Origin of the sequence: Spirillospora sp. NPDC127506, from assembly GCF_040302145.1 — a bacterium.
In the GTDB taxonomy this organism is placed as follows: domain Bacteria; phylum Actinomycetota; class Actinomycetes; order Streptosporangiales; family Streptosporangiaceae; genus Spirillospora.
Genome location: NZ_JBEORG010000083.1, coordinates 1 through 8,000 on the forward strand (window position 1 = coordinate 1; position 8,000 = coordinate 8,000).

Here is an 8,000-nt window from a genome sequence, read left to right on the forward strand (position 1 = left end):
GTCAACCTGTCGAAGGGGTCGGAGCTGCCCTGGTCCGCCGCGGCCTGCCCGCGTCCACCGGCCGGACCTCGGGAGGGCCCGGGTGGACGCGCGCGTTGACCGGCGGGTGACCGAAACGAGAAGACCTGTTTAGAGAGATCGGTGTGGGTACACCGGGGTGCGTGCCAAACCCCCAGAGCAAACCCCCGATCGAGGAGATGAGACGACTGGGCCGATCGCCCAGCAGACTTCGGGCAGCAATTACGTCCAGCGCGGCGGAACAGGCAGCAGCCTCGCCGACGTCGTCGACCTGATCCTGGAAAAGGGCCTGGTCATCGACCTGTACGCGCGTGTGTCACTGGTCGGGATCGAGATCCTCACGGTCGATGTGCGGATCGTGGTCGCCAGCGTCGACACCTACCTGCGGTTCGCCGAGGCCGTGAACCGTCTCGACATCGCCCACGACGGCACCTCGCAGGGCCTGCCGCAGTTCGTGGAGGGCATGCAGGAGTCGGGCGCCAAGAAGAAGACGCGCGGCGCGCTGGAGGGCGCGGGCGAGCGGCTGAAGGAGACCTTCGGCGGCGGCGACTCCGACGACGACGAGGAGGAGAAGCAGCCCGCGCGGCGCCGCTCGTCCCGCAAGAAGGAGGACGAGGAAGAATGAGCACGCCGCAACCCCCCGGCGGCCAGGGGACGCAGGAGCGGGTCCCGCAGTACGTGTACGGCGTGACCCGCGCGGACGCCGAGCTGCCCGCCGATGTGAGCGGGCTGGACGACCGCCCGGTGGCGCTGGTGCGCGACGGCGGCGTGTGCGCCGCGATCGTCAGCGACCTGCCCACCGGCCGGGCGCTGGGCGAGCGCGCCGACCTGGTGGCGCACCAGCGGGTGCTGAACGCGCTGGTGGACGCCGGTACCGTGGTGCTGCCGTTCCGGTTCGGCGCGGCGCTGGCCGACCGCGACGCCGTGGAGAAGGAGCTGCTGGCCGGCAACTCCGACCGCCTCGGGCAGGTCCTGGACCAGCTGGAGGGCAGGGTCGAGCTGCGGCTGAAGGCCACCTACGTCCAGGACGAGGTGCTGGGCGAGATCATGGCGGCCGAGCCGGAGATCGCCGAGCTGTCGCAGCGGCTGCGGGAGGTCCCCCCGGACGCCGCCGACGCCGTCTACTACGACCGCATCCGGCTGGGCGAGCTGATCGCGCAGGCGATGGAGCGGCGCCGCGAGCGCGACGGGCAGGTCCTGCTGGACGGCGCGGCCCCGGCGGCGGAGGCGTTCGTGCGCAAGACGCCCGCGCGGGAGGAGGACGTCCTGGACGCCTCGTTCCTGGTGCCCGCCGACCGCCGCGCGCAGTTCGAGGAGGCCGTGGAGAAGCTCGGCGAGACCCACGCCGACCGGATCCGGGTCCGGCTGGTCGGGCCGCTGCCGCCCTACGACTTCGTCCCGGAGCAGTGAGGGCGATGGGACTGTTCAGCGGCCTGGTCACGCTGCCGCTCGCGCCCGTCAAGGGCGTGGTGTGGCTGGCCGAGACCCTCACCGAGCAGGCCGAGGCGCAGCTGTACGACCCGGGGCGGATCGCCGCGGAGATGCAGCAGATCGCCGACGAGGCCGCCGCCGGTGAGATCACCGAGGACGAGGCCGCGGCCCGCGAGGAGGAGCTGATCCGCCGGTTGAACGAGGGCCGCGCCCGCGGCTACCGGCCGGGCGGATAGCGGGAGGCCAGTGATGATGTCCGCGTCCGAGGCCGCCAAACGGGCGGTCGAGCACGTCACCGCGATGACCGGCCGCAGCGCCGAGTGCGTGGTGGGGATCGAGCGGGCCGGCGAGGACGGCTGGCGCGTCGCGGTGGAGGTGGTGGAGACCCGCCGCATCCCCGACTCCGCCGACATCCTCGCCTGCTACGACACCGAGGTGGACGCCGACGGGGAGCTGGTCGGCTACCGCCGCGCCCGCCGCTATCCCCGCGGACGAGTGGAGAGGGACTGAGACGCAGTGAGCGAGATCTCCTGGACCGGGCAGCGGTCCCCGGCGCGGTCGATGGCCGGTGAGCGGACCTCGGCGAACCTGGCGGACCTGCTGGAGCGCATCCTCGACAAGGGGATCGTGATCGTCGGGGACATCCGGGTGAACCTGCTCGACATCGAGCTGCTGACCATCAAGCTGCGGCTGCTGGTCGCGTCGGTGGACCGGGCCAGGGAGATGGGCATCGACTGGTGGGAGCACGACCCGTCGCTGTCGTCCAAGGCGCGGCAGGACGAGACCGAGGCCGGGCAGGCCGACCGCGAGCTGCTGGAGGAGAACCGGCGGCTGCGCGAGCGCCTCGCCGCCCTGGAGGCCGGCTCGGCCGGTGAGAACGGGGCCGGCGGGAACGGGGCGGCCCGCCCGGCGCGGGGGAAGGAGTCCACATCATGACCGGCGCCCCTACACCTGGCGCCCCGGCACCCGGCGCCCCGGCCGGTGACGCGGCAGGCGACACCGCGGGCGACACCGCCGGCGGCGCGGCCGGTCACCGGGACGGCACCGCCGTCTACCTGTACGGGGTGGCGCGCGGCCTGGACCCGGCCGCGCTCGGCGGCGCCGCCGGCGTCGCCGGCGCGCCCGTGCGCGGCGTGGTCGAGGGCGGGCTGACCGCGCTGGTCAGCACCGTCGCGCTCGCCGAGTACGGGGAGGCGGCACTGCGCGCCAACCTGGAGGACCTGGCGTGGCTGGAGGCCACCGCCCGCGCCCACCACGACGTGGTGGACCGGGCCGCGCACGCCGCACCGACCGCGCCGGTGCGGATCGCCACGATCTACCGCGACGACGCGCGCGTCGCCGAGGTGCTGGCGGCGCAGGGCCCGCGGTTCACCGAGATCCTCGACCTCATCTCCGGCCGGTCGGAGTGGGGCGTGAAGGCCTACGCCTCCGCCGAGGCCATGCGCGGCGACGCCCCGCCCGCCGCGTCCCCCGGAACTTCCGCCGATGCTCCCGCCGGCGCATCCGCCGGTGCCGGCGGCACCGATCCCGGTGGGGGGCTCGCGCCCAGGGCCGAGCCCCTCACCGGCCCCAACCCCGGCCCCAACCCCGGCCCCGACCCCGGCCCCGACCCCGGCCCCAATCCCGGCCCCGGCCCGGACCCCGAGCCCGGTGTTTCGGGCGGCGTTTCGGGCGGCGGCGTGGGGACGGCGTACCTGCGGCGCCGGCAGGAGGAGCGCCGCCGCCGCGCCGACGCGGGACGGCGCGTGGCCGGGCAGGCCGACGCCGTGCACGCCGAGCTCGCCGACCACGCCGTGGCGTCCCGCCACCACCCGCCGCAGGACCCGCGCCTGTCGGGCCGGCCGGGCGCGCAGATCCTCAACACCGCCTACCTGCTGGACGAGGAGCAGGTCCCCGGCTTCCTGGCGGTGGCGCGGGCGGCGGGGGAGCGGCTGCCGGGCATCGAGGTGGAGGTGACCGGGCCGTGGCCGCCGTACTCCTTCATCGACACCGCGGGCGCCGCGCCCGCGCGCGTGCCGGGCGACCTGTGACGGGGGACGCGTGACGGCCGTCCTGGACCACGGCGGCGACGCCCCGATGGAGCGGATCGCGCTGGTCGACCTGCTCGACCGGCTGCTGGCGGGCGGCGTCGTCATCGCCGGCGACCTGGTGATCTCCATCGCCGGGGTGGACCTGGTGCAGGTGTCGCTGCGGGCGCTGATCACCACCGTCCGCGACGAGCTGCTGCCCGAGGAGGAGCGACCATGGACCGGCACGACCACCACCCCGGCGGGCACGACCCCCGCGCGTCCCGCGACCGGCGGCCGGTGACCGGGGAGGTGTCGGTGCGCGACCCCGCCGCCGGCGACCCGTTCACCCGCGACGTCCTCGCCGGCCGCGCCCCGGACGCGCCGGTGCGGGCGGCGCCCGCCCGCGAGCGGGACCTGCGCGAACGCTCGTCCCGGACGATGCAGCGGCTGCGGTCCGACCCCGAGACGGTCGAGCGGGACCTGGTCAAGCTCGTCCTGACGCTGGTCGAGCTGATCCGCCAGCTGATGGAGCGGCAGGCGCTGCGCCGCGCCGAGGGCGGCGACCTGACCGACGTGCAGATCGAGGACCTGGGGCTGGCGCTGATGCGGCTGGAGGAGGCGATGACCCGCCTCAAGGACCACTTCGGCCTCGACGACCACGACCTCAACCTCGATCTCGGCCCGCTCGGCCCGCTCGGCCCGCTCCTGCCCGAGGACTGACCCGCCCCGCCCCCGGCCCCTTCCCCCTTCATCCGGGGTTGACGGCGGTCGCCTTGAAGAAGGTGTAGTGGAACGTCCCGTCCGGCCCGGCGGCGCGCAGCAGGTCGGCGACGCCGCGGTCCCAGTCGGCGGGCGTGGCCAGCCCCGCCGCGACCGCGTCGTCGCGGACCCCCTCCACCATCGCGGTGAAGGTGTCGCGGGTGAACGCCGCGGCCAGCCGCGGCCGGTCGCCGTCGGTGTACACGGTGCGGGGCCCGGCGTGGATCCGCTCGTATCCGGCGGCGGCCAGCAGCGGACGCAGCCGCCGCCCGATCAGCGCGTCGCCGCCCGCCGCGGCCTGCAGCGCCGTCAGGTGCGCGATCACGGCGCGGGCGTAGGGGCTGTCGGGGTGCAGGAACGCCGACCCGTGGTCGCCCTCGATCACCGTCACCGTCCCGCCGGGCCGCAGCACCCGCCGCAGCGCCGCCAGCGTCCCGGCCGGGTCCGGCAGGTGCTCCAGCACGAAGCACACGAACACGTGGTCGAACGCGCCGCCGCCGAACGGCAGGTCGTGCAGGTCGGCGCGGCACCAGGCGACGCGCGCGCCGGGAAGCTCGGCCGCCACCCGGGCGCGGGCCCGCGCCAGCGAGCCGGCCGACACGTCCACGGCGGTCAGGTGCGCGGCGGGGGAGCGGGCCGCCAGGTGCACCGTCTGCGCGCCGGTCCCGCAGCCGGCCTCCAGCACCCTGCTGCCCGCCGGATAGGACGTCCCGGCGTGCAGCAGATCGGCGAGCGCGTCGGCCTGGTCGCCGAGCCGCCGCGCCTCCCGCCCGGAGTACCCGTGCACGTAGCCGCCCGGCGCCGCCCCCGCGGGGCCGGGCGGGGCCTGGGTCGTCGTGGTCGTGGTCTGCATGGGATCACTTTGGGGTCCACAATGGTCCGGTGCACAGGTCCAATGGGAACGAACCCGGCCGGGCCAAACCCGGCGGGTCGGACTTCCTGCAGCTCGACCCGGCCGAGGCCCCGCGCGGCGGCCTGTCGGACTGGCTCGCGCGGCGCCTCCGCGACGCCATCGGCGACGGCCGCCTGCCCGTCGGCAGCCGCCTGCCGCCCACCCGCGTGCTGGCCGCCGAACTGGGGGTGTCGCGCGGCGTGGTCACCGAGGCCTACCAGCGGCTGGTCGACGACGGGCACATCGCCGGACGCGGCCGCGCCGGCACCGTGGTCGTCGCGGCGCCGCTGCCGCCCGCCCCCTCCCGGGACGCCCCGCACGCCAGCCCGCACGCCGGCCCGGCCTCCGCCGCGGTGTCGTCCGCGGCCTGGGCCGGCGCCCCGTTCCCCGGGGCGCCGTTCCCGCGCGAGCCGGGCGCCGACGTCTTCGACGCGCTGCGCGCCGCCCCCGCCCGCATCGACCTGACCCCGGGCGTGCCGGACCTGTCGGCGTTCCCGCGCGCGGCCTGGCAGCGCGCCGAGCGCACCGTCCTGCGGGACCTGCCCGCCGCCGACCTCGGCTACGGCGACCCCCGCGGCGTCCCCGCGCTGCGCGCCGCGGTCGCCGACTGGCTGGCCCGCTACCGCGGCGTCCGCGCCGACCCCGCCCAGATCGTGGTGGTCGCCGGCACCGCGCAGGCCCTCGGCGTGATCACCCGCGTGCTGGCCCGCACCGGCGTCGGCGCGATCGCGGTCGAGGACCCCGGCTCCCTCGGCGTCCGCCAGCACCTGCGGCACGGCGGGATGGACACCCCGCCCGTGCCCGTCGACGACGACGGGATCCGCGTCGACCTCCTGGCGGCCGGCGGCGCGCCCGCCGTGCTGCTCACCCCCGCCCACCAGTTCCCGACCGGCGCCGTGCTGGCCGGGCGCCGGCGCCGCGAGCTGATGCGCTGGGCGGCCGGCGGCGGCGTCGTCATCGAGGACGACTACGACGCCGAGCACCGCTACGACCGGCCGCCCGTCCCGGCGCTGCGGTCGATGCTCGCCGACCGCGTCTTCTACACCGGCAGCGTGTCCAAGCTGCTGGCCCCGGCGCTGCGGACCGGGTGGCTGCTGCCGCCGCCGGCGTTCATGGACGCGGTCGTCGCCGAGAAGCGCTTCGCCGACCTCGGCAACGCGGCCCTGCCGCAGCTGGTGCTGGCCGAGCTGATGGCCTCGGGCGAGATGGAGCGGACCCTGCGGCTGCTGCGGCACCGCCACCGCCGCCGCCGCGACGCCATGATCGGCGCGGTCGCCGCGCACCTGCCCGGCGCGGCCGTGCACGGCGCCGCCGCCGGCCTGCACCTCACCGTCACCCTCGCCCCGGGCACCGACGACGCCGCGCTGGCCGCCGCGGCCCTGGAGGAGGGCGTCAAGGTGCAGCCGCTGTCGTGGCACGCCCAGCGGCCCGGCCGCCCCGGCCTCGTCCTCGGCTACGCCGCCGCGACCGCGTCCGACATCGCCGAGGGCATCGCGGTCCTCGGCCGGACCCTGAAGCGCCTGAACGCCTGACACCGCGCCGCACACCGCGCCGCCGGCAGGGACCGGCGCCCGGACCGGCGGCGGGGGCGGCGGCGGGGGCGGTCACCGGGTGGCGAGGGCCGCGGCGTCCCACAGGTCCCGGTAGGCCCCCGGCACCGCCAGCAGCTCCTCGTGCCGGCCCCGCTGGACGACCCGGCCCCGGTCCATCACGACCACCTCGTCGGCGGCGCCCAGCGCGGCCAGCCGGTGCGTGACCAGCAGCAGCGTCCCGCCGCCGGGCGCCTCCAGCAGGTCCCGGGTCACCGCGTCCGCCGCCCGCGGGTCCAGCGCCTCGGCGGGCTCGTCCAGCACCAGCACCGGCGGATCGGCCAGCAGCGCCCGCGCCAGCAGCAGCCGCTGCCGCTGCCCGCCCGACAGGCCCCGCCCGCCCGCGCCCACCACCGTGTCCCACCCGTCCGGCAGCGCCCGCACCACCTCGGCGAACCGCGCCCGCCGCGCCGCCGCCCGCAGCTGCTCCTCGCTCGCGTCCGGCCGCGCCAGCAGCAGGTTCGCGCGGACCGTCCCGGCGAACACGTGCGCGTCCTGCGCCAGCCCCCGCACCGCCGCCCGCACGTCCCCGGGCGCGTACCGGGCCAGGGCGCGCCCGCCCAGCAGCACCGCGCCCGACGACGCGGCGACCTCGCCCGACACCGCCGCCAGCAGGGTGCTCTTGCCCGCGCCGCTCGCCCCGACGACCGCGACGCGGCGGCCCCTCCCGACCCGCAGGTCCACCCCGTCCAGCGCGACCCGGTCGCCGAAGGCGACGCGGACGCCCAGCAGCTCCACCTCCAGCGGCCCCCGCGGCAGCGGCACCGGGCGCGACACCGCCAGTTCCGGGGGAGCGGCCAGCACCGCGCCGACCCTCCGCAGCGCCGGCACCGCCTCGCGCAGCGGCTGCGCCGCCCCCGCCAGCGGCAGCACCGACTCCACCGCCACCAGCGCCGTCAGCGCCAGCACCGCCGCACCGACCTGGTCCACCCCGCCCCGCAGACCCGCCCACGCCACCGCCGCGACCGTGGCGCCCTGCACCGCGAACCCCGCCGCCGACACCAGCGCCGCCAGCCGCGCCGCGGACCGCTCCGCACGCTCCAGCCGCCCGGCGGCGTCACCGGCGCGGGCCGCGAACCGGTCCGCGGCGTTGAACACCGCCAGGTCCGCCGCGCCCTCCAGCACGTCCAGGGAGCGCACCGCCAGCTCCTCGCGCGCCGCGGCCGCCCGCGCCGCCGCGCGGCCGGCCCCGGCCGCCGCCAGCGCGACGATCACACTGGACCGACGTGACCTGGGCGTACTGTGGCAACGCGAATCCCGGAACCTGCCCGCGGCAGACCGGGACCTGCTCCGCGCCCGCTT

General features: G+C 77.5%; 11 protein-coding genes. 9 read left to right on the forward strand and 2 right to left on the reverse strand.

Features of this window, described 5'->3' with window-relative positions; all coding sequences use genetic code 11:
- Window positions 1-157: 157 nt before the first annotated feature.
- Genes gvpJ through ABTW95_RS35340 form a run of 8 tightly spaced genes read left to right on the forward strand, consistent with a single transcriptional unit; the run spans window position 158 to window position 4,178 of the window.
- Window positions 158-643 (forward strand): gas vesicle protein GvpJ, encoded by a 486-nt coding sequence (gvpJ, locus tag ABTW95_RS35305; protein ID WP_500228593.1) that lies wholly within the window; start codon window positions 158-160, stop codon window positions 641-643.
- Window positions 640-1,428, forward strand: coding sequence for a GvpL/GvpF family gas vesicle protein (locus tag ABTW95_RS35310; RefSeq protein ID WP_396454511.1), 789 nt, complete (start codon window positions 640-642; stop codon window positions 1,426-1,428). Before gvpJ ends, ABTW95_RS35310 begins: the two co-directional genes overlap by 4 nt.
- Before the next feature lie 5 nt (window positions 1,429-1,433).
- Window positions 1,434-1,685 carry a gas vesicle protein GvpG gene (locus tag ABTW95_RS35315; protein WP_396454512.1) on the forward strand — a complete coding sequence of 84 codons (252 nt, stop codon included), beginning with the start codon at window positions 1,434-1,436 and terminating at the stop codon, window positions 1,683-1,685.
- A gap of 10 nt (window positions 1,686-1,695) precedes the next feature.
- Window positions 1,696-1,959, forward strand: coding sequence for a gas vesicle protein GvpO (gene gvpO / locus ABTW95_RS35320; RefSeq protein ID WP_396454513.1), 264 nt, complete (start codon window positions 1,696-1,698; stop codon window positions 1,957-1,959).
- Between the two features lie 6 nt (window positions 1,960-1,965).
- Window positions 1,966-2,385, forward strand: a complete 420-nt coding sequence (locus tag ABTW95_RS35325) for a gas vesicle protein (protein ID WP_396454514.1) — start codon at window positions 1,966-1,968, stop codon at window positions 2,383-2,385.
- Window positions 2,382-3,479: a GvpL/GvpF family gas vesicle protein gene (locus tag ABTW95_RS35330; protein ID WP_500228594.1), complete on the forward strand. Its 1,098-nt coding sequence runs from the start codon at window positions 2,382-2,384 to the stop codon at window positions 3,477-3,479. Before ABTW95_RS35325 ends, ABTW95_RS35330 begins: the two co-directional genes overlap by 4 nt.
- 10 nt (window positions 3,480-3,489) lie before the next feature.
- Window positions 3,490-3,759, forward strand: a complete 270-nt coding sequence (locus ABTW95_RS35335) for a gas vesicle protein (RefSeq protein ID WP_500228595.1) — start codon at window positions 3,490-3,492, stop codon at window positions 3,757-3,759.
- A complete protein-coding gene (locus ABTW95_RS35340) occupies window positions 3,693-4,178 on the forward strand; it encodes a gas vesicle protein K (protein WP_500228596.1) in 486 nt (161 codons plus the stop codon). The genes ABTW95_RS35335 and ABTW95_RS35340 overlap by 67 nt, the downstream gene beginning before the upstream one ends.
- 28 nt (window positions 4,179-4,206) lie before the next feature.
- Here the strand turns inward: ABTW95_RS35340 and ABTW95_RS35345 are convergent, their stop codons facing one another.
- A complete protein-coding gene (locus ABTW95_RS35345; protein ID WP_396454519.1) occupies window positions 4,207-5,070 on the reverse strand; it encodes a methyltransferase domain-containing protein in 864 nt (287 codons plus the stop codon).
- Window positions 5,071-5,099: 29 nt separating this feature from the next.
- Between ABTW95_RS35345 and pdxR the strand changes: the two genes are divergently transcribed.
- The gene (gene pdxR, locus ABTW95_RS35350) at window positions 5,100-6,641 is read left to right on the forward strand and encodes a MocR-like pyridoxine biosynthesis transcription factor PdxR (RefSeq protein ID WP_500228597.1); all 1,542 of its coding nucleotides are present in this window, start codon (window positions 5,100-5,102) and stop codon (window positions 6,639-6,641) included.
- A 72-nt stretch (window positions 6,642-6,713) separates the two neighbouring features.
- On the opposite strand, the gene ABTW95_RS35355 is transcribed toward pdxR, so the two are convergent.
- Window positions 6,714-7,913 (reverse strand): ATP-binding cassette domain-containing protein, encoded by a 1,200-nt coding sequence (locus ABTW95_RS35355; protein WP_500228598.1) that lies wholly within the window; start codon window positions 7,911-7,913, stop codon window positions 6,714-6,716.
- Window positions 7,914-8,000: the final 87 nt, after the last annotated feature.

Bases quoted from the DNA above. Each gene is read 5' to 3' on its own strand.
- ABTW95_RS35310 (WP_396454511.1), top strand. From the start codon at position 640: ATGAGCACGCCGCAACCCCCCGGCGGCCAGGGGACGCAGGAGCGGGTC.
- ABTW95_RS35315 (WP_396454512.1), top strand. From the start codon at position 1,434: ATGGGACTGTTCAGCGGCCTGGTCACGCTGCCGCTCGCGCCCGTCAAG.
- ABTW95_RS35330 (WP_500228594.1), top strand. From the start codon at position 2,382: ATGACCGGCGCCCCTACACCTGGCGCCCCGGCACCCGGCGCCCCGGCC.
- ABTW95_RS35340 (WP_500228596.1), top strand. From the start codon at position 3,693: ATGGACCGGCACGACCACCACCCCGGCGGGCACGACCCCCGCGCGTCC.
- ABTW95_RS35345 (WP_396454519.1), bottom strand. From the start codon at position 5,070: ATGCAGACCACGACCACGACGACCCAGGCCCCGCCCGGCCCCGCGGGG.